The 21,762-nt window shown below is 27.4% G+C and carries 20 protein-coding genes and 8 tRNA genes; 26 read left to right on the top strand and 2 right to left on the bottom strand.

The genetic code is table 4. The features are described from left to right. Positions 1–109: 109 nt before the first annotated feature. The 7 genes from JRW51_RS00140 to JRW51_RS00110 all read left to right on the top strand — a co-directional run bounded on the left by JRW51_RS00140 (position 110) and on the right by JRW51_RS00110 (position 8,874). Positions 110–1,141, top strand: a complete 1,032-nt coding sequence (locus JRW51_RS00140; RefSeq protein WP_250328674.1) for a hypothetical protein — start codon at positions 110–112, stop codon at positions 1,139–1,141. 599 nt (positions 1,142–1,740) lie between these two features. Further along, positions 1,741–2,112: a hypothetical protein gene (locus tag JRW51_RS00135; RefSeq protein WP_250328673.1), complete on the top strand. Its 372-nt coding sequence runs from the start codon at positions 1,741–1,743 to the stop codon at positions 2,110–2,112. Positions 2,113–2,383: 271 nt separating this feature from the next. Next, positions 2,384–3,904, top strand: coding sequence for an APC family permease (locus tag JRW51_RS00130; protein WP_250328672.1), 1,521 nt, complete (start codon positions 2,384–2,386; stop codon positions 3,902–3,904). Positions 3,905–4,126: 222 nt separating this feature from the next. Next, positions 4,127–5,680, top strand: a complete 1,554-nt coding sequence (locus JRW51_RS00125) for an APC family permease (protein ID WP_250328671.1) — start codon at positions 4,127–4,129, stop codon at positions 5,678–5,680. A gap of 60 nt (positions 5,681–5,740) precedes the next feature. Beyond that, entirely contained in the window at positions 5,741–7,036 is a 1,296-nt protein-coding gene (locus JRW51_RS00120) for a methionine adenosyltransferase domain-containing protein (RefSeq protein ID WP_250328670.1), read from the top strand. A gap of 144 nt (positions 7,037–7,180) precedes the next feature. Further along, positions 7,181–8,020, top strand: coding sequence for a hypothetical protein (locus tag JRW51_RS00115; RefSeq protein WP_250328669.1), 840 nt, complete (start codon positions 7,181–7,183; stop codon positions 8,018–8,020). Next, the gene (locus JRW51_RS00110) at positions 7,954–8,874 is read left to right on the top strand and encodes a hypothetical protein (RefSeq protein WP_250328668.1); all 921 of its coding nucleotides are present in this window, start codon (positions 7,954–7,956) and stop codon (positions 8,872–8,874) included. Before JRW51_RS00115 ends, JRW51_RS00110 begins: the two co-directional genes overlap by 67 nt. Positions 8,875–8,899: 25 nt before the next feature. Here the strand turns inward: JRW51_RS00110 and JRW51_RS00105 are convergent, their stop codons facing one another. Next, positions 8,900–9,301 (bottom strand): HIT family protein, encoded by a 402-nt coding sequence (locus tag JRW51_RS00105; RefSeq protein WP_250328667.1) that lies wholly within the window; start codon positions 9,299–9,301, stop codon positions 8,900–8,902. Between the two features lie 125 nt (positions 9,302–9,426). On the opposite strand from JRW51_RS00105, the gene JRW51_RS00100 reads away from it, so the two are divergent. From JRW51_RS00100 to aguA, 7 genes are all read left to right on the top strand, one after another. Then, positions 9,427–10,650 carry an aminotransferase class V-fold PLP-dependent enzyme gene (locus tag JRW51_RS00100; RefSeq protein WP_250328666.1) on the top strand — a complete coding sequence of 408 codons (1,224 nt, stop codon included), beginning with the start codon at positions 9,427–9,429 and terminating at the stop codon, positions 10,648–10,650. Positions 10,651–10,683: 33 nt separating this feature from the next. After that, a complete protein-coding gene (locus JRW51_RS00095) occupies positions 10,684–11,166 on the top strand; it encodes an iron-sulfur cluster assembly scaffold protein (RefSeq protein ID WP_250328665.1) in 483 nt (160 codons plus the stop codon). Beyond that, positions 11,150–11,722, top strand: a complete 573-nt coding sequence (locus JRW51_RS00090; RefSeq protein WP_250328664.1) for a 5-formyltetrahydrofolate cyclo-ligase — start codon at positions 11,150–11,152, stop codon at positions 11,720–11,722. The genes JRW51_RS00095 and JRW51_RS00090 overlap by 17 nt, the downstream gene beginning before the upstream one ends. Positions 11,723–11,735: 13 nt before the next feature. Further along, the gene (locus JRW51_RS00085; protein ID WP_250328663.1) at positions 11,736–13,028 is read left to right on the top strand and encodes a hypothetical protein; all 1,293 of its coding nucleotides are present in this window, start codon (positions 11,736–11,738) and stop codon (positions 13,026–13,028) included. A 153-nt stretch (positions 13,029–13,181) separates the two neighbouring features. Next, the gene (gene argF / locus JRW51_RS00080) at positions 13,182–14,282 is read left to right on the top strand and encodes an ornithine carbamoyltransferase (RefSeq protein WP_250328662.1); all 1,101 of its coding nucleotides are present in this window, start codon (positions 13,182–13,184) and stop codon (positions 14,280–14,282) included. A gap of 12 nt (positions 14,283–14,294) precedes the next feature. Further along, positions 14,295–15,824, top strand: coding sequence for an APC family permease (locus JRW51_RS00075; RefSeq protein WP_250328661.1), 1,530 nt, complete (start codon positions 14,295–14,297; stop codon positions 15,822–15,824). Beyond that, positions 15,796–16,902, top strand: a complete 1,107-nt coding sequence (aguA, locus tag JRW51_RS00070; protein WP_250328660.1) for an agmatine deiminase — start codon at positions 15,796–15,798, stop codon at positions 16,900–16,902. Before JRW51_RS00075 ends, aguA begins: the two co-directional genes overlap by 29 nt. Before the next feature lie 45 nt (positions 16,903–16,947). Here the strand turns inward: aguA and arcC are convergent, their stop codons facing one another. Then, the gene (gene arcC / locus JRW51_RS00065) at positions 16,948–17,880 is read right to left on the bottom strand and encodes a carbamate kinase (protein ID WP_250328659.1); all 933 of its coding nucleotides are present in this window, start codon (positions 17,878–17,880) and stop codon (positions 16,948–16,950) included. A gap of 234 nt (positions 17,881–18,114) precedes the next feature. Here arcC and JRW51_RS00060 point away from each other — a divergent pair. The 12 genes from JRW51_RS00060 to JRW51_RS00005 all read left to right on the top strand — a co-directional run. Continuing rightward, positions 18,115–18,191, top strand: a tRNA-Val gene (locus JRW51_RS00060). A gap of 1 nt (position 18,192) precedes the next feature. Then, positions 18,193–18,267 (top strand) — tRNA-Thr (locus tag JRW51_RS00055). A gap of 1 nt (position 18,268) precedes the next feature. Beyond that, a tRNA-Tyr gene (locus JRW51_RS00050) sits at positions 18,269–18,354 on the top strand. Between the two features lie 7 nt (positions 18,355–18,361). Continuing rightward, positions 18,362–18,436, top strand: a tRNA-Gln gene (locus tag JRW51_RS00045). Between the two features lies 1 nt (position 18,437). Beyond that, positions 18,438–18,512, top strand: a tRNA-Lys gene (locus tag JRW51_RS00040). Further along, positions 18,513–18,599 (top strand) — tRNA-Leu (locus JRW51_RS00035). Position 18,600: 1 nt separating this feature from the next. Then, a tRNA-Gly gene (locus tag JRW51_RS00030) sits at positions 18,601–18,674 on the top strand. A 24-nt stretch (positions 18,675–18,698) separates the two neighbouring features. Continuing rightward, positions 18,699–18,781 (top strand) — tRNA-Leu (locus JRW51_RS00025). Between the two features lie 66 nt (positions 18,782–18,847). Beyond that, on the top strand, positions 18,848–19,873 hold the full coding sequence (locus JRW51_RS00020; protein ID WP_250328658.1) for a DNA cytosine methyltransferase: 1,026 nt from the start codon (positions 18,848–18,850) through the stop codon (positions 19,871–19,873). Then, the gene (locus tag JRW51_RS00015) at positions 19,815–20,450 is read left to right on the top strand and encodes a hypothetical protein (RefSeq protein ID WP_250328657.1); all 636 of its coding nucleotides are present in this window, start codon (positions 19,815–19,817) and stop codon (positions 20,448–20,450) included. The genes JRW51_RS00020 and JRW51_RS00015 overlap by 59 nt, the downstream gene beginning before the upstream one ends. A 97-nt stretch (positions 20,451–20,547) precedes the next feature. Continuing rightward, positions 20,548–21,432, top strand: a complete 885-nt coding sequence (locus JRW51_RS00010) for an ABC transporter ATP-binding protein (protein ID WP_250328656.1) — start codon at positions 20,548–20,550, stop codon at positions 21,430–21,432. Between the two features lie 57 nt (positions 21,433–21,489). Continuing rightward, positions 21,490–21,762: hypothetical protein (locus JRW51_RS00005; RefSeq protein ID WP_250328655.1), on the top strand; the 273-nt coding region annotated here is incomplete at its 3' end.

Genomic DNA, 21,762 nt, shown 5'->3' with positions numbered 1-21,762 from the left:
TTTTTATTATCAGCAAGAACAAAGAATTTAATTAAAAACATCTTGAAAACATTTGCTTAATTTGTAATAATAAGATATATATTATTATTTGAAGGAGATGTCTATTAATATGTTAAAACATACTTTATTAGCATTAACTGCTATCAGCTCATTATCATCTGCTGGTTTTGTCAATAAAAAAGATTCTGACAACAACGATTCAAAGGTCGTTGAATATCTTTCTGATTACAAATGAGATCATGTTTATGATCTGAAAGATTTTCCAACAACAGGAATTAAAGATCATTCCCAAGTTTATTCATATAATGGATGGAACAAGTATGCATCCAACTGAGATAAATTTACAAAGAAATATCAATATTTTAATTTCGGTGATAAGTCAATCATATCAATTAAATCAGGTTCAAAACCTAATGAAGGGGATTCTCAATCAAATAATTTAAACAAATTTTATAAAGTAAGTGATATTCCAGCCTATAAACCGATTCATGGTTTAAAACCATTTTTTTCTTTGGATTTAGAAAACCAAAAAATGGGTGGTTATAACAAAGTTTATTTCTACATGTGACATGATGCAAAGGACATTTTCTATCAATGGTATTATAAAGAAGATGGAATTACAACACCACCAGGATATGATGCTTACCGTTATCAATCGCTTAATATAACTCTTCAACAATTTAATTTATATCAAGCTAACCTTGAAAATAGTTACAATATTGGATATAACTTTAAATACGATGGATACTATAGTAAGTTTAGTGATAAATCAGATGATCATATTTTATTTGAAAATTGAGATAAATATGGAACTTGAGATCAAGTAGTTAAAAAATTCAAAGTTCTTTCATTTGATTCATCATTTTCTGAAATAAGAGTAAATAATTCAGAAACTTCAGATGTAGCTAAGTATGATAAAAAACCAATCCCTTTAGAAAGAATTCCAAGTTCAAAAATGCTTTGGACAACGGTTGTTATTTCAAAATCAGAATGAAATTATTTTGATTTTGATTTATATATTTGAAGAGATAATCATAATATTTATTTTCAATGAATGACAAAATGTGCTACAAATTGAGGTAATTCATATGATCTATTTGTATGATTACAAATAGCATCTTTAGGTTCAGTAAATATTTAAAATAACATAGTTAGTATTTTCTTTTTTTAAAAATAAAATTTTAAGAAATTTAAATTAAATATTAATTTTTATATCATCTTTTTAGGTAGTCATTTTTAATTTTTTTACTTAAAAAGCAAAAAAAATTCAATCAATTTTTTACAAATTTTAAAAAAACTGTAAAATATTTTGGAATATCGTTGAACTTTATTTTAAAAACTAAACAACATCTAGAATTAATATATTACTTGCGATTAAATGTTGCTAGTTTTTATATACTTTGGATCTGATAACAGTTTTTTTTAATTAAGAGATTAATTTATTCAATAGGTTAACTTTATTTTTTATATCATTTTCTTATTTTTTTATAATTTTATTATTTCGTTTATAAATTAAAAAAAGTTAAAAATATGACCTATTTTAATTTTTTAAAAATAAAGTAAAAAAATAAATAATTTATATAAATAGTGTAAAATATTTTTAATTGCTAATTTTTTTCTGCAAAAAATTAACAATATTTTTTAATGATTTGGATAATTCATAAAAACCACAAACTTTTAAAAACAAAAAAACATTTAAAAATATACCATACACAACCGATGTAAAAACAAACACAACCGATGAAAAAACAAATTAAATTCTTACCATTATTAATCCTGCCATTATTATTTGCTGGATGTAATAATTCAGGTCATCAACATAAACAAAGCGGCGGGAATACGCCAGTTCCGGTTACACCTAAACCACGAACACCAATCACACCTATAGACAATCCTAAATTTCAAGTTAAAGATATTTTAGCTGACATAACTAGCGATGTATATTCTTGAATTGAGAATTCATCAAATAAAATTTCAGGATTCGATCCATCAAAAAACTTTGAAGTGCAATCTAATGATTTTATAGTTACACAAGAAAAAACATCTACAAAATTTATTCGAAACAATTTACACATTTCAATTTGCTGGAAGTATAAATGTAGTTCAAGGTAAGTTTAACAAATATGTTATACATAATACAGACACTAAATATAAGTTAACCTATGATTTTCGGATACCACAAATCAACCGACAATTTAAAAGATGATACCAAAGCTTTCCAATGAAGCAATTAATTTAAACAAATTAACATATAAAATTTATTTGAAACCCCAATTTTGGGGTTTTTTTTATTTAAAAATAAAAATATTAATTAAATCAAAATTATTAATCTTATTTAAGTGTATAATGATTTTCTATTAAATTACATTATTATTTAAATTTAATGCCAATTTCGAAAAATAAAACTGCCAATAGTTCATCAACAAACCCTAAACCGATTAAAAAATATTCTCCTGCAATGATGTTCATGTTTGGACTAAATTATATTTTTGGTTATGGATTTTTCTTTAGTTTAGGTTATAGTTTTTCAAATGTTGGAAATTATTTTATTTTAATGTTAGCGCTTACGTCTATAATCGCTTTCACTGTTGGTTTAGCTTTTGCTCGTTTATCAGTCAAAATTGTTGGATATGGTGGTTCTTATTTATATGTTAAGAAAGCATTTGGAAGATTTCCAGGTTATCTTGCAGGATGATTTCAATACATTCAAGCACCATTATCTGCTTCTGCTATCATCGCTTCGATTGTTTGAACTTTTGCTGGCTGACATGGTTTTACAACAAATCCTGATTATGATTTTTTTAAGAAATTTGAAGTATATCTATTTATATTTGCTTTTGTCATTTTCTTTATCACAATTATTGTTTTATATTTTGGATTAGCATCAACTTCTTGAACTTTAAAAATAACTTGAATTTTAAAATGAGCGGTTATCATCTTAGCAATCATTTTCACTCTTGTTTATTTTTTTATTTATCCCAATAAATTTATATCGAACATTTTCTATAACGGTTACACGCCCAAAAATTTAGATTTTGGAACAGCTGTTAACACCTTAATTGTTTTTTTCTTTGCTTTTGGCGGGATTGAAGGGATCGGAGCAATCACAAAAGATATTGATGATAAAAAACATCATAAAATGCCGAAAATAATTTTAGGAATTGTCATTACGATTGTTATTTTTTATCTTCTTGTTTTTATTTTATTTTTAGGAACTTTAGGGGCATCTGGACCTAATAGTTTGGTTGATAGCGGAACAGGGGTTTATAACAATCCGATTAATTTAATTTTTTATCAATTGTTTAACCAAAATGGTGGTTTAACCTTAGCTGCTTCGATTGTTGCTTTTTTTACGATCATTGCTCAAATTGCGATGAGATTTATTAGTCGCATTCAAATTGGTTGAATAAATACAAGGTCAATAGCACCATTAGCTGCTGATGGTTTTTTACCGATCCGATTTGCTAAAAAAGATAAAAATCATCAATTTAAAAATGCTTTATTTCTTGACTCTGGAATTACAGTTAGTTTAGTTATCGTTTATTTAATTTTTATTTTTGTTAACCCTAATTTAAAAACACTTTTAATATCAACGGTTGATATTTATTCACTGATTATTTTTATTCAATATATTTTTACCTTATTAGCTGCTTTTAAACTTTCATCACAAAAAGATCAAGTCCTCAAATTAAAAAAAACAGAGCGGTATTGATACTTATTTCTTTCTTTCTTTTTGGTCTTTCTTCTTCTTTTTTATGTTTTTAATAACTTAATTAATGATTTTCATGATCATATTTATCAACTATTTCTTTTTTTCATTTCAGGAGTTGTTGGTTTTGGTTTATATTTTGTTGGCGATTGACTAAACTGAAAATCACAAGCTGATCCAAAAATTCTTTATTAAGATCATTACTGTTATTGTTTTCAAAATAATTGAAAAAAAAATAGTTATAATAAAAGATTAAAAAATAGTTAAAAATTAAAAAACATCTAGGTTTTAAATTTTCATTTTAAAGAAAGGAATACAAAGCAAAAACTCTTATTAACCATATTTTTTACCATTTTGATTAATTCATTAATCATTTTAAAAAAGGAAGGTTAATATTCAGTTTTAAACAATATACTAATGTCAAAAAAACAACCCTTAAAAGTTCTGTTAATTTTTGGTTTTAATATGATGGTTGGTTACGCTTTTCTAATAGCGTTAAGTCAAGCATATGGAAGTGTTGGAAATTGATTTCCGTTTATGGTCTTTTTCTGTGCTGCCATCGCTTTTGCTGTTGGGTTAGCGTTCGCTAAACTATCAAATAAAATAAAAGGTTATGGTGGTTCTTACCTATATGTTAAGAAAGCCTTCGGACCTTTTTGAGCCAATTTAACAGGATGATTTCAATATGCGCAAGCACCCGCTGTATCACTTGGTGTTATTTCAGGAATCGTTTGAGCTACACAACAAACAGTTGGTAATTTTATCCCACACTCTTTTACAAAGTGAACTTTTTTAATTGCAGGTATTTTATATATTTTAGTTTCTTCTGTTTTATATTTTGGGATAACATCAACTAAGATTACTTTAATCATTTTATGATTTTTAAAATGAGGAGTTCTGATATTTTCTATCATTTTAGCGCTTGCTATTTTTGTTATTGATTTTAATACAGATGGTAATTTTATACATAATATTTTTAATAATGGTTATCTTGTTCCGAAAGGGAATAGAAATCTTACAGATATTGTAATTGGAACATCCGCTTTCTTTTTTGCCTTTGGTGGAATTGAAGGGATCGCTGCTATATCTGATGATGTTGAAAATCCAGAAAAAAATGTTCCCAAAGGTTTATTAATTATTTTAGGCGCTGCTACAATTTTTTATTTAGTTTTTTATTACATTATTTTAGGTGCGCTTGGGAGCGCTCTTGCTCCTAGCACAGACTCATCTGTAAATATGATTAATTTAATAGTTAAAAAATTATTCGGTAGTGCTGGAGTTTTAGCAATCGTAATTACTTCAATCTTTATTGTTTCACAAGTTGCTAATAAATTATCTGGTCGTTTACAATATGGATGAGTAAATACAAGATTTATTGCTCCTTTAGCTGTTGATGGACTATTACCTTTAGGTTTAGCAAAAACAAACAAATACGATCAATTTAAAAACGCTTTCTGACTTGACTTCATTTTCACTTCAATCTTAGTTCTTGCCTATATATTAATAGCTATATTTGGACCAAAATCATATGGTGATAACATGTCAGCGATGTTGCAAGTTTATACTATTACTGCCTTTGTTCAGTATTCATTAACAATTGCTGCTTCAATTAAATTAGCGAAATTTAAACCAAAAAACGGCGAGCAACCACTTTTAAAAATGAAAACGTGAGAAGTTATTTATTTTGTTTTAGCAATTATTGTTATGGTGGTGTTTCTTTCTTGATATGTTATTGCCAACATCGTTAACATGTCTACAGATTGAGCACATAACGAAGGTTATGTATTCCAAATTGGATTTTTTATCTTTTTAATTATCGCTTCTACTTTAACTTACTTCCTTTCAAAATATTTAAAATGACCTGAAAAAGCTGCTGCTGTTTTAGCAAGAAAAGAAAAAATCATCCCAGAAGTAGAATATTTAGAGAAAAAAATGTCTCATTCATCAGTTTATGAAGATGACGGAGTATAGATTTCAATTCAATTTATAAATCTTTATTGTCAAATTTTTTAGAGTTATAATAAAAACACTATGTTAAAGGTTATTAAAGATTTAAATCTAGACAGTGTTGTATACAGCGCTGAATCGGTTGGTTATGGGCATCCTGACAAGTTAGCTGATCAAATCGCAGATTTAGTAGTTGACCATTTAAGACTTGATTATGGGAAAAATGCTAAAATTGCCTGTGAAGTTATTTGTGGCTTTAATGAAATCACTATTTTAGGTGAAATTAATGTCGCAACTAAAATACATGATGATAAACTAAAAGAAATAAATAAAGATATAAAAGCAGTAGTTTTTGCTTTTTTTAAAGAATTAACACAACGCGATTCTAACTATCAATCTATTACTGAAAAAAAAATTGTTGTTGATTTTAATTTTCAATCACAAGAGATTTTTAATACCATAACATCACCTGAAAATAACCACGTTTCATTGGATAGCAAAGTAACAGGAGCAGGTGATCAAGGATATAGTTTTGGTTATGCTACATCATTTGGAGTAGACTATTTTCCAACTCATGCCTATTTAGCACACCTTCTTTTACGTACGGCTGCTAAAAAACAAGCTTTAAAAGATTCATATCTTTATAAAACTTGCTACTTGGATATGAAATCACAAGTGATTGGTTATTATTTTGAAAAAAATAACCAAATTCATTTTCATCTTCAAAAAATTATTTTAAGTATTCAAAATAAAGAAGGAACTGACATTCAACAATTCCAAGATGAAGTTGTTAAGGAAATTGTTAATAACGTTTTAACAGATGATAGCGTTAAAAATAAAATAGTTTACGATTCTTCATTATTAGATAAAAAAAATATTTTTGTCAATTCATCTGGTTCTTTTCACATCGGTGGACTTTTTGCTGATACAGGAGCTACTGGAAGAAAAATAGTAGTTGATAGTTATGGTGGGGGAATACCAGTTGGTGGCGGCGCTTTTTCTGGCAAAGATCCTTCAAAACTAGATCGAAGCGGAGCATACTTTGCTCGTTATATTGCTAAAAATATCGTTGCAGCTTTGAATATTAATCAATGCTTAGTTTCACTTCATTACATCATGGGATTACCAAAACTTGCTGATATTTCTATTGAAGTCAGTCCTAATAATATTTATAATAATATTAATATTTCAAAAGCAGTAAAGGAGATCTTTGATTTAAGTATTTTTAACATTATTAATTTTGTTAATTCCGCTAATATTCATTTTAGAGATTTATCAGTTTTTGGTCATTTTGCAAGAAGTGATTTAGATATTTTACCTTGAGAAAAATTAGACAAGGTTGAAGCAATAAAAGAATGGTTTACTAAAAATAAATCTTAATCTAAAATCTTTTTATATCTTTTATTCTTTTTTAGTCTTTCCTAATCATTCTTTTTTCTTTAATTGTTTTTCTAATATTAAAATTTAAGATATTATTAAAAATTAAAACTAAATTAAAATTTTATACTTTAAAACTCATTAAAAATGAAAAACGAAAATTATCAACTATGACTGGATAATATAAAAAGTCCAGATCAACTGAAAGAATTGAAATCAATGGATGAAAATCAAATTCATTTAGCATTTGATTTTCCTTTTGTGTTTGGAACAGCTGGCGTTAGAGCTAAACTTGGATTAGGTTCTAGTTTATTAAATATTTATACAATTAGAAAGTTAGGTCTTGGTTATTTTAATTATTTAAAAAAAAGTGGTTGAACTAATTTTTTTCAAAGCAAAGGTATTGTTATCTTTCATGATAATCGTCATTACAGTAAAGAATTTACAATGGAATTAGCTAATCTTTTTTCAGAACGAGGATTAGTTGTCTATCTAGCTCCTAATAATGATTTAAAACCAACTCCACTTATGTCGTTTACAGTTCGTGAAATCGGAGCATTAGGTGGGATTATTATTACAGCAAGTCATAACCCAAAACAATATAACGGCTTTAAAGTTTACGGTCAAGAAGGAGAACAGCTTTTACCAAAAGAAACAACAGCAATTAACGCTGAAGTTAAAAAAATAAATGATAAAGATGTTCTAAACTTAAAAATATCACCTAATAAAGATTTGATTAGAACAGTTCCTGATGAAATAGAGCATAATTATGTTAATTATGTTAAATCATTGGCTTTAAATTCAGCTTTAGAAAAAAAACTAAAAGTAGCTTTTTCATCACAACACGGAACATCATATAAATTAGTTCCCCAAATTTTAACTGAATTAGGTTATGATGTTGTCCAATCGCTGAACAATGTGTGCCAGATCCTAATTTTACACATACTATTACAGCTAATCCTGAAATTCCTGAAAGTTTTCAGTTAGCAAAAATCACAGGAAGCAGAGAGAATTGTGACATTATTGTTATGAATGATCCTGATGCTGATAGAATGGGGGTTGCGATTTGAAATAAAAAAGAATACGTTATTTTAAATGGGAACCAAGTTGCTAGTTTAATGGTTTATTATAAATTACAGCAATTGAAAAAAAGAGATGAATTGCCATCAAAATTAGCTTTATACACAACATTTGTTTCTGGAGAACTACCATCTTTAATTGGTAAAAAATTTGACGTTAAAACATTTTTAACTCCAACTGGTTTTAAATGAATGGCCAACGAAATAGAACAAAACAAAAAAACATACAACTTTTTCTTTAGTTTTGAACAAGCAATTGGTTATTTACTTAGCGATTTTGTCCATGATAAAGATGGATTGCAAGCAGCAACTTTCTTTGTTGATTTAGCTAATTACTATAAAGTAGTAGAAAACAAAACGCCTTTAGATGTATTAGAAGAAATATATCAAGAATATGGATATTATCACGAAGAAGATATTTCATTTACTTTAGATAATCCACGAAGTGGTGAAGTTTTTGAAAAAGTAATGGAAATATTCACCCAAAGACGAATTAATACGATTGCTGAATACTTGGTTTTAAGTAAACAAGATTTTTCTGTTAATTATCCAAAACCAGAGTATAAATGTAATCTTGTAAAAATTAAATTTGAATTTGGTTGAATTGCGATTAGAGCTTCTGGAACTGAACCTAAAATAAAAGTTTACTTTTCAATTCATTCTCCAACAAAAACCCAAACGCAAATCATTTTCCAAAAATTAAAAAATGCCCTTTCTACAATTGTAAGTACACAAATGTTAGAAGTTCTTGGTAAACAATAAAATACTAAGTTTTATTTATTTAAAACTATATTTTTAACATTTTTTCAAGTTTCTGCAATTCTTTAGCAGTTATTGTTAAACGATTTGGTTTCATTTGATAAACCTCGTCATAGCGCGGGATAATATGCCAGTGCATATGGAAAATAACCTGATTAGCTTGACGATTAATATTAGTTGTAATGTTAAATCCTTTAGCATTCAATTTATCTTTAATTTTTAAACAAATTGTTTCAATTAGTTGATGAGCATCATTTAAAGTATCGATAGGCGTTTCTAAGTAGTTTTTGTAATGTTTTTTACTAATTACAAGAACATGACCAAACGTAATTGGAGCGATATCTAATATTGCGATTCAATTCTTATTTTCTGCGATTTTATATCCAGCAGATTTTCCTTCAACTATTTTACAAAAAATACAATCTTCCATAATTTTTTCTTTCTCTAATTTTTAAAATTTTAATAAAATCAAGACTAAAAATATTCATTTTATAACTTGATAATCTATACGTTTATAATTATATTGAAAGAAAGAGTTAATCTCCTTTACTTATAATGAATTTTTCAGAAATTAAAAAATTATTTCCATTTTTTTCTTTTAACCCTAACACTGTTTATTTAGATAACGCTGCAACTTCTTTAAAACCACTTGACGTTGTTAATGCAGTCAATGATTATAATACTAAATTAACAGTTAATATCTATCGTGGTGAATCGAAGATAACTGATAATTTGCTCAATATTTATTGAGATACAAAAGCTAAATTAGGGGCCTTTTTTAAAATTAAAAACATCAGACAAATTGTCTTTACAAGCGGGACAACGATGGCTTTAAATACAGCCTATCATTTAATTGAACCATTACTTGATGAAAATGATGTTATTTTAACAACCTATTATGAACACAGTTCTAACTTAATGCCCTTACTTCAGTTAGCTAAAAAAACTAAAGCAAAAGTTCAATTTTTAGATATAGATTTTAAAAATATTGATTTAGATGATATTTTAAAGCAAATTAAAAAAACTAAGAATCTGAAAGTTTTATCTTTAATTCACCATTCAAACATTTTTGGTTTTAGTTTACCAATTGAAGAAATTGGTCATGCTTTAAAAGAAGATATAAAAAAGAAAAATTTAATTTTTATTGTTGATGGAGCACAAGGATGTTTATACAACGACTTGGATATTGAAAAAGCTAATATCAGTTTTTTTGCCTGTTCAGCTCATAAAATGTATGCTCCAACCGGGATTGGAATGTTATACCAATCTGAAGATTTCAATCATTTAACTCCAGTTTTTGGTGGTGGTAATTCTGTTTTAGCAGTTGAAGATGACCTTGAAATAGTTTATAAACAGATGCCGTTATGTCTTGAACCTGGGACTTTAAATTTATCTGGAATTTGTGGTTGAAATAAAGCGCTTGATTTTATTAATAAGGTCGGTAAAAAACACCTTCAAGATCATGAAATAGAATTATCAAAATATGCGATTCAACAATTAAAATTAATTGATAATATTGTTATTTATAACCAATCTATCAATGCAGGGATAATTTTATTTAATATTAAAGGTTTTTTCTGTCAAGACGTTGCTAGCTATTTAATGTCTCATAAAATAATTACTAGGGCAGGCGATCATTGCGTTAAATTATTAAGATGTCTTATTCTTGAACCAAAAGCGGTAAGAATATCGTTTGCTGTTTATAATATAAAAGAAGATATTGATATTTTGATCAAGATGCTAAAACAAGGCATCAAGGATGATTTTATATTAATTTAGATATTTAAAAAAGGTTTAAAGAAATTAGTTAACATGAATAATAATGATAATCCCAACAGTCTCATCTATCGTCAAATAATTGTTTCTCATTATAAAAACCCTTTAAATTATTTATTTTTAACTAAAGATAAATCCGTTTTAAATGATTTTTTACATTTGTATTACAACAGCGATTTTTGTATTGATGAAATTACAGTTTTTTTAAAACTTGATGAAACAAAAACAAAAATTATTGATGCTAAATTTACTGGTAAAGCATGCGCAATTTGCACCGCATCAACTGACATTTGCGCAGAAATGTTAAAAAATAAACCTGTTAAATATGCAATTAATCTGATTAATCAATATTTCCAGATGATAAAACACGAACATTATAATGAAAAAGAAATGGATGAATTGATAGCTTTTGAAAATATTTATTTACAACCTAGTCGCGTAAATTGCGCTACTTTAGGTCCTAATTTATTCCTTCAATTATTAAACAAACATTCAAAAAAGAATGAATCATCTGATTAAAAAAGAAATAAGAAGTAAATATTTAACATATCGAAAAGAATATTCTTTATGGCAATTATCGATTTATAATCTTGTTATTTTTGACAAATTAATTGATTATTTAAAAAATAATTCAGACATCAGAACGATAGCCTTTTATTGATCAATTAATAACGAAGTTGATTTAAAATTATTTTATGATTATTGTAAAAAATTGAAAATAATTTGCCTTTTACCAGCATGTTACAGTCTAAATAACTCCGCAATTTTATTATTTAAAAAAATTGAATATAATACTTTTCATCAAAAAAAACAAATATTTTTTTTAAGAAAAGCGATGGATATAAATGATTTTCCTGTTCAAAAAATAGATTTAATTATTTGCCCATTAATCGCTTTTAATTCAAAAAATTACAGGATTGGTTACGGACATGGTTATTATGATAAAGCCTTACAAAAAATCAAGATTCAGAATCCAAATTTAAAAACTTTAGGCGTTGCTTATCATTTTCAATTCTCAACCATTTTATTTCAAGAAAAATATGACGTTCAACTAGATAAAATAATTACTAACTAAGAAAGCAACAATTATGGTTAAAATAGGATTAAAATATTTACAAGCATATTTACCACAAGTAAAAAAATACAGCAAAAAAATAGATTTTATTCATAATAAAATTTTAAAATCAATGTATATAACATCTGAAAATCTTGGATGGTATGGATTATGTAAGGATTATGATAAAAATATCATTACATCAATTAAAACTACAGCAAAGCGACTTCAAGAATTAGGAGATGTTTTGGTTTTAATCGGAGTAGGAGGTTCTAATTTAGGAGCAAAAGCAACAATTTCAGCATTAGTAGATCAATATAAAAGTAAACAAAAAATCGTTTACTTAGGAGACACCTTATCAGCAAAAGAAATTAGTTCAACCCTTGAATACTTAAAAACAGTTAACTTTTCGATCATATTGGTTTCAAAATCAGGCACAACCCTTGAGCCTTTACTTTCATTTCGTTGTGTATATAAAATATTGTTAGAAAAATTCCCACAAGATTTTCAAAAAAGAATCGTAATAATTAGCAGTAAAAATGTTGGATTTTTAAAAAATTTCAGTGATTTTAATCATTTTACTTTTTTTGAAATACCTGAAAACATTCAAGGTAGATATTCAGTTTTTACACCATCTTGTCTTTTACCGATGGCTTTTATGAATTTAAATATCGATAAATTTATTGAAGGTGGAATAGATGCTTATCAAGATTTAAGCAAAACATCAAATTTAATTAAAAATAATGCTTATAAATATGCTGTTATTCGAAATATTTTATATAACAATGATTTAAAAGTAGAAGCGTTTATTCAGTTTGAACCACATTTAGATGTATTTACTGAATGATGGAAACAACTGTTTGCAGAAAGCGAAGGTAAAGCAGAAAAAGGCATTTTTCCTGCTGGTTTGGTTTTTCCCAGAGATCTTCATTCTTTAGGACAGTTTTTACAACAAGGAAGCAAAATATTTTTTGAAACATTTTTATTTTTTAAAAATAATATTAAAACATTAAATGTTCCGAAATTTTTAGAAAACTATGATCAACTAAACTATTTAGAAAACAAATCATTTAATTTTATTCAAGATGTAGTTTATCGTTCAGTTAAAAAAAGTCATTTCAATATTTCAGAAAATAGAATTGTTATTATTGAAGTTAATAATAACGGTTTAACAGAAAAAGAATTTGGTTACTTATACCACTTCTTTATGGTTAGTTGTACAGCATATTGTTATTTACTTGATCTCAATCCATTTGATCAACCAGGGGTAGAGTTCTATAAACAAGAAGTTAAAAATTCATTTTCACCATTAAAAAGTAAAAAATAAGCCTAATTATTGCAAAATATTGAATATTTTTTTTAATTATTGCTTTAATATATACTAAGGCAAGAACTAAGACAAATTATTAAAGTTAATAAGTTATTCAGTTTTTATATTTTTGTAAAATTTAGAATAATCGCTTAGAAAGGTTTGTATATTATGAACAAAATAAGACATTTTGTTGACATTCAAGAATTATCTAGAAAAGAAATTTTTGAAATTTTTACTTTGATGGGCTTTTTAAAAGAGGCTAGGTATAATGGAGCGGTTCCGAAACTATTAGCTAATAAAACTTTAGCTATGATTTTTGAAGAACCATCAACAAGAACAAGGGTTTCTTTTGAAGCTGCAATGACATTATTAGGCGGACACGCTCAGTATTTAAAACCAGGCGAAATCCATTTAGGGGTAAGAGAAAGTCTTTATGATACTGTAAAAGTCCTTTCACATATTTGTGATGGCATTATGTGTCGTGCGTTGAAACATAAAACCATAACAAATATAGTTAAGTATTCAGATGTTCCGGTTTTAAATGGATTATCTGATTACAATCATCCAACTCAAGCCATTTGTGATGCGTTTACAATGCTTGAATATATTCCTAAATTGAAAAACAAAAAATATCACGAAATCGATTTTTCAACCATTAAAGTCGTTTTTATTGGTGATAGAACAAATGTTTGTTCATCAACAATGCAAATTGTTACAAAATTAGGGATGAATTTTATTCACATATCCCCAGATAAATATAAATCACCTGATGAATGGATTAAAATGGCGCAACAAAACATTAAAGAAGCTCATTCAGGATCAGTTAAATGAACGAATGATGTTGATCAGATAAAAGGGGCAGACATTGTGTATACCGATCTTTGATGATGGGTCGATCAAGAAGATGAAGCAACTGAAAGGGTGAAAGCTTTCAAACCAACTTATCAAGTATCTCCTCGTTTAATGCAAAAAGCTGGTCGTGATGCATTATTTATGCATTGTTTACCTGCATCAAGAAATGTTGAAGTTTTTGATGAAGTTATCGATTCAAAACAATCAATTGTTTTTGAGCAAGCTGAAAACAGATTAACTGCTCAAATGGGATTGTTAGTTTATTATTTATATCCAAGAATTGATGAAAGTTCAAAAGCAGTTAAAATTTATCATCGCGGTAGAATAGAAAGTTTTATGAAATCGATTAATCGATCTTGAAAAGAGCGTTACACTTATAATAACGATTCTAAAAACGATAACGTTCAAAAAAAATAGATTGGGATTAACATGGCAAATAGAAAAAAAGGGTTAAAACTCTTCGATATTATCGCTTTTACATTCAGTGCTGTTTTTGTTTTAGATTCATTTTCAGCAGCAGCAGCTATCGGATGACAATCTATCATCTATTGATGTATTTTAGCAGTTATTTATTTTTTACCATACGGTTTATTAACCGTCGAATTAGGATCTACCTACAGTGATGGTGGGGGGATCTATACATGGGTTAAACGTGCTTTTAGTCCGAAATGAGCAGCTAGGACTAATTGATTTTATTGATTAAACGTTGGTTTATGAATGTCTTCTGTTTATATTGCTTTTTCATCTTCAATATCTTTAATCTTTTTTCCTAACCACCCATTATCTATCTGGATTCAAATTGGGATTGCTGTTTTGATTACATGAATAACGGTTTTGGTTGGTTTAATGAATATTAACTACACTAAATGACTTCCAAACCTATCATCACTTGCAAAAGTTATTGTAACATGTGGATTAGTTCTTGCTTTGATAGTTTGATTAGCAAAAGGGGGAGGAGTTCAAACGCCATTTAATGATCCTAAATATGGTATTTTACCATCATGATCAACAGGGATTGTTTTTCTACCGGTTATTATTTATAACCTTTCAGGATTTGAATTAGGCTCTAACACGGTTAAAAATATGAAAAATCCCAAACGGGACATTCCATTATCAATTTTATTAGCAGGGGTCACTGTTATTGTTGCTTATGTTTTAGGAACAGTGGCGGTTAATATTATTTTAAATGTTAAAGATTTAAATATTTCAAATGGTATTATTCAAACAATTGCTAAAGTATTTCCTGGGTGATTGACAAAAATTTTTGGTTTCTTTTTGGTTATAACTTTTTTTGGGAATATGGTTACATGAACAGCAGGTTCAAATAGAGCAATTCAAGAAGCATCAGATGATGGTGAGTTTCCAAAATTATTTGCTTCAAAACTAGGAAACGATTCTCCATTATGAGCAACAATCATTACAGGAGCAATTTCAACTATTTTATTAATAATCGCAGGATTAACTTCAAAAGGCAGAAGTATTTCTGATCTTTTTTGACAATTATATTCATTTTCATCTATTATTTTTTTAATGCCGTATCTGTTCATATTTCCATCATTTTTAATCTTAAGAAAAAAAGAACCAAATATTGATCGCCCTTTTAAAATTCCTGGTAATCGCTTTATTCAATGATCTGTAACTTTACTTCCAATGAGTATTTTAGTTTTAAGTATTATTTTATTTATTTTTGGAGATATTATTGTTGGTAATAAAAGTATTTCTATGTCTGGTGTTAACGCTGGTGGTCCGTTTGTATTATTTTCAATTATTGGAACTATTATTTGTATTTTAGTTGGTGAAATTTTAATTTGATGAGCTTCAAAAGAACGTAAAAATGATAAAAATATTCATAATTTAAATGTAAACACAACAAATATAAATACAAACACAACAAATAATATTATTTTAAACAACAAAAAAGAACAAAAGAATGAACAACAATCTAAAATCAAATCCTAAAGAAGATGGTTTTTCTATGCCGATTGAAACAGCTGAACATGAAAGATGTTGAATGATATGACCTGAAAGAACCGATAACTGAAGACATGGTGCAAAACCTGCTCAAAAAGTTTTTACAAAAGTTGCTAATACAATCGCTAAATATGAAACAGTGGTTATGTTGGTTTCAAACAAGCAATATGAAAACGCTAGATTTCATCTCGATAAAAAAGTTAAAGTAATCGAAATGTCTAATAATGATGCTTGAATGCGCGATATTGGACCTACCTTTGTTAGAAATGAAAAAACAGGAGAAGTAAGAGGTGTTAATTGAATCTTTAATTCTTGAGGGGGTATCAATGAAGGCCTTTATTTTCCATGAGATGATGATAATAACATCGCTCATAAAGTTTGTTCATTGATAGATTATGAATATTATAATGCCCCTTTAGTTTTAGAAGGGGGGTCGATTCATTCAGATGGCGATGGAACTGTTTATGTAACAGCAGAATGTTTATTGAATAAAAACCGAAACCCTGACTTAACTAAAGCAGAAATTACGAACCATTTAAAAAATTATCTTGGTGTTGAAAAGGTTTTATGGATTCCACGTGGGGTTTATAACGATGAAACAAGTGGTCATGTTGATAACGTTATCCAAATCATTGAACCAGGGCATGTTCTTTTAACTTGAACTGATGATCAAAAAGATCCTCAATATCAACGTTCTTTAGAAGCTTATAATTTTTTAACATCAAATAAAGATGCCAAGGGCAGAAAAATTAAAGTGACAAAAATTCATCAACCAGATCCAATCTTTTATAAAGAAAAAGAAGTTAGTGATATCGATCCATCAGGTGGTATGTTAAGAAAATCTCATACTCGTTTACCAGCTAGTTATGCTAATTTCTATCTTGCTAATAATGCGGTTATTCTTCCAATTTTTAATGATAAAAAATGAGATGATAACGCTATTAAGACGATCAAAGAAGTTTTTCCAAAGCGTAAGGTTGAACCAATTTATGCAAGAGAGATTTTATTAGGGGGCGGGAATATTCATTGTATAACCCAACAAGAACCAAAAAAACTAAAACTTTAAAAATTTTCTTGATCTAAAATAACCACCAAAACAGGAAATAAAAGATTATAAAATTATTTTTGTTCCGCTTTTACCTGTTAAAACTTCTTCGGTTTTATTTAAGTTTCCAATAACAGCAGATTTATGACTTGCTTCAACAAATGATAGGGCAGCTAAAACTTTTGGTAACATTGATCCAGATGCAAATTGTTTTGTCTTAATCAATTCCTTTATTTGACTACTTTTTACTGTTTTTAAACCTTTTTGATTTTCTGTACCATAATTTAACATAACTTCATCAACAGCGGTTAGGATAACCAATCTTTCAGCGTTAACCATTTTTGCTACAACAAAAGCAGAAAAATCCTTATCAATAACAGCAGGAATACCAGCATAACCGTTATTTTTGTCATATATAACAGGGATTCCGCCCCCTCCAGCTGTTATAACAATCGCTTTATTATCAATTAGTTTATTAATAATTTCTTTTTCAATGATGTCTATCGGTTGTGGAGATGCAATAACGCGTCTTCAACCTCGATCGGAATCTTTTTTAACTACTCAATGATTTTTCTTAGCAATCAGTTCTGCATCTTCTTCACTCATAAATCGACCAATCGGTTTTGTTGGATTTTTAAAAGCGTCATCATTTTTATCAACCACAATTTGAGTTATTAAAGTAACAACATCTTTGTTAATTTTTTCTTTTTTTAACTCATTTTTAATTGCTTGTTGTAAATGATAACCAATATAACCTTGACTCATTGCACCACATTCAGGAAAATCGACAACTGGGGATGTTGATTCGTGTTTATGGGCTAGAAAAAAACCATTGTTAATCATCCCTACTTGTAAACCATTTCCATGGACAATAACTAAATCATTACCTTGCTTGATAAATTTAACCAAATGCTTAGCAGTATTTTTAACTATTTCTTTTTGTTCTTTAGGAGTATTGCCCAAAGCATTCCCGCCGATTGCTACAACTATTTTGCTCATACATCACCTTCACTTTCAATCATTTTTATCTTTTTTAGTCAAAAAATTATTATAAGTTAAAAATAATCAAAAAAAATATTCAAAAATAATCAATATTGTACAACTTTTATATTTTATATTTATAATATTAATGATAAAAATTTAATCGATTTATTGTTATAGAATAGTTTATATATTAAGTTTCATATTATTTTATATAATATATTCTGATTTTTTTTGTTATATTTTATAAACGGAGTGTTAGCTCATCTGGCTAGAGCGTTTGTTTTACACACAAAAGGTGATAGGTTCGAGTCCTGTACACTCCACCATGCTAGATTAGTTTAACGGGCAAAACAGTTGACTTGTAATCATCAGAAATTGGTTTGAGTCCAATATCTAGCACCACGGAAGGGTAGCAAAGTGGTTAAATGCAGCTGACTGTAGATCAGATCCTTAATAGGTTCGTGGGTTCGAATCCTACCCCTTCCACCATTTTCCTTAGGGTGTAGCTAAGTAGTTAAGGCAGAAGATTTTGATTCTTCGATCGCTGGTGCGATTCCAGCCATCCTATCCATGCTCCCATAACTTAAAGGCTAAAGTAGTTGACCTTTAATCAATAAATATAGGTTCGAGTCCTATTGGGGGTACCAGTCTAAGTGATGTAATGGTAGCCATATGAGACTTAAGATCTTATGGGAATTTTTCCCGTGTGGGTTCAAGTCCCACCTTAGACACCATGCAGATATAGTTTAATGTTAGAACAACATCCTTCCAAGTTGTAAGTAAGGGTTAGATTCCCTTTATCTGCTCCATTTTTTTAAAATAAAAAGTCGGCGCCCCAGATGACGTAATGTAGCCGTGAAAGTCTCAAAAACTTTTGAAGAAATTCGTGTGGGTTCAAGTCCCACTCTGGGGACCATTTTTTAATTTTGAAAAAGTGAAAGATAAATTAATATAGAAAAAATAATCCTTATATTTAATTTTTATGGCTGTTTTTAAAGAAAAATTAAAAATTGTTGAATTATTTAGCGGAATAGGTGCACCAAAAAAAGCATTAATTAATTTAAAAATTCCGCATCAAACGTTGTTTATTAGTGAAATTCTTAAAGAAGCAATTGATGGATATAACCTTCTTTATGATGAAGTAGTAACTAATTTCGGAGATATAAAATCAATCAAAAAAGAACAAATAAAGTTTTATAAAAATAACGTTGACTTTTTATTTATGGGCAGTCCTTGCCAAGACTTTTCACATGCAGGAAAAAACAAAGGCGGTTTTAAAGAATCTAATACAAGGAGTAGTTTGGTTTGAAAATCTTTAGAGATTATAAGTTATCTAAAACCAAAAATAGTTATATTTGAAAATGTAAAAAATCTTTTAATTAATAATAATCACAATCAGGTTTTAAAAGAATTTTTAAACGAAATGAGTAGTATGGGATATTTTTACAAATATAAAATTTTAAACGCCCTTAACTATAACATTCCCCAAAATAGGGAAAGATTATTTATTGTCTTTTCTTTTGATCAATTAATAATAGACAAATTAACTTTAACTTACGGGCAAGAAGTTTTAAAAAGTAAATTAACAGATTATTTAGATATTAAAAATTTTGAAAAAAGATATTTATTAGAGAAAAAACCGATATTTAATTTCTCCAATTTTATGAGTTGATATGATAAAAAAGGCAACAAAAATGGTTCTTATAATAGAGCATGAAAAATAGATAAATACTGTGGTACCATATCTTATTCAAATATCATTAAAATAACAGACGGGTCAAAAGTTTCACAATTAAGTGCCCTTGAAAGTCTTAAATTAATGGGTTTTTCAAGCGACGATTATTTAAAATTATCTAAAAAAATCAATGATAAAAAAATAATATCTTTGTCTGGTAATTCAATTGTCGTAAAAATATTAGAAAAATTAATCGAAGAAATAGTAATAATAAGTGAATCATTACAAAAATCACCAAAAGATATTTCAACAAATCAAAGACTATATTTATAGTTCAGAAAATAAAAAAGTTGTAGATGAGTTTTTACAATTATTTGAAGTTTTATATAAAAGTTATGACAGTAAAATTAATGAAAATAAATTTATTGTTGGCGGAGTTGTAGAATTTTTTTGTTACGTTTTATTTAAAAAAATAGGTTTAGAATGTATTTTAGCAGGACATAAAAAAAACATGATCGATTTAATAGTTAATAATTGCGAGATGAGTATAAAAACTTCCTCAAAATCTATAATTTCAAATTTTATAATAATGAACAGGAGAGGTGATAATCCTATAAATATAAATTGAAATTATGCAACGATATTTGTCATAAGTGGATTAGGGTTTGGTTATTGCGACCCTTATTATATAAACAAAGACATGTTAGTTCAAACATCTTCTAATATTCAAATAATGGCAAAAAATTTAAAAAAATTATGAAAAGACAAACCAGAACTTTTTATTAAATTAAACATACCAATAAAGTTCCACATTGAACAAAGTAAAATTGCTAGTTATGAAATTGGTGAACAAATAATTTATAAAAATACAAAAATATTAAAAGAAATGCTTGATAATAGCAAAAATTAGAATAAAATCATTTTATTACAATAAAATTAAGTTTTTTATCTTTTATTCTTATAATTTAATATCAATTAAAAAAATAATAATCTGTTTGGAAAAAATTATGAAACAAATAAACAACTTAAATAATCCAGATATTGAATCTCAAGAATATTTATTAACAGTTGATAAACTTACGAAAAAATATGGTCATAAGACAGTAGTTGACAATATTTCTTTTAAACTCAAAAAAGGTGAAGTAGTTGGTATTATTGGTAAAAATGGAGCAGGAAAAACAACTTTAGTTGAAATGATTATTGGAATTAAAGATCCAACATCTGGAAAAATAATCCGAAGTTATGGAAATACTAAAAAAGAGATTTCACAATTATCAGGAATTCAATTCCAAGATAATACCTATCCTGACAGAATAAAAGTTAAAGATTTAATTTATTTTTATCGTGATGTTTATTCAGGAAACCAATTTATTAAAGATCGTTTGAATGAATTAATTGATTCTTTTAATTTAAGGGAACATATGGATTCATACGCTAAACGTCTTTCTGGTGGTCAACAACAACGATTGAATATTTTATTAGCGGTTATTCATAATCCTAAATTATTAGTTCTAGATGAATTAAGTACAGGTCTAGATATTCAACAAAAACAAAGAATAAAAAATTTTATTAAAAGTTTAATCGTTGAAAATAATTGGACAGTAATTATGGTTTCACATAATATGGAAGAGTTAGAAGAATTATGTGATCGTCTTTTGGTTATTGAAGATGGTAAAATTGTTTATGACTTAACAGTTAAAGAAGTAGAAGAGAAGTATCAAACAGTTTATAACTTTATTGACAAATACTTTACTTATATTACAGAAATTGAAGATAAAAAAAATCGTGAATTAAAAGAGAAAGCAGACAGTGAACGTAAATTGTCTGATACAATTTCAAAAGAGTTATCTTTTTTTAAAAAAATTTTTAAACGAAACAAAAAAATTAACTAAAACAAAAATAAATTTATGTTTATTCTCAATAAGTATTTTGCGCTTTACAAGCTGTTAATGAAAAGCTTTATTCGTGGTTTTCAAGGACCATTTTTTGCTTTCATTTTCCCGCTTATTTCTTTATTTATTATCGGTTCTATTATTTCTTGATTTCCTGGTCCTTCAGACGATGAAATACTTAATTTAGCATTTTTAAATGTTGCCCCTGGAACGATCGCTTTAGTAATTGTTTCGTTAGGGATTTCTTCATTTCCACAAATTATTTTAAGGTATAAAGAAACAATTATTATTAAACGTTTAGGAGTTACGCCATTTACAAAAACTAATTTC

The sequence above is a fragment of the Mycoplasma sp. SG1 genome (assembly GCF_023612375.1).
Lineage (GTDB): Bacteria > Bacillota_I > Bacilli_A > Mycoplasmatales > SG1 > SG1.
The sequence above is the reverse complement of the archived record's forward strand: the minus strand, read 5'-3'. Positions and strand labels throughout refer to the sequence as shown.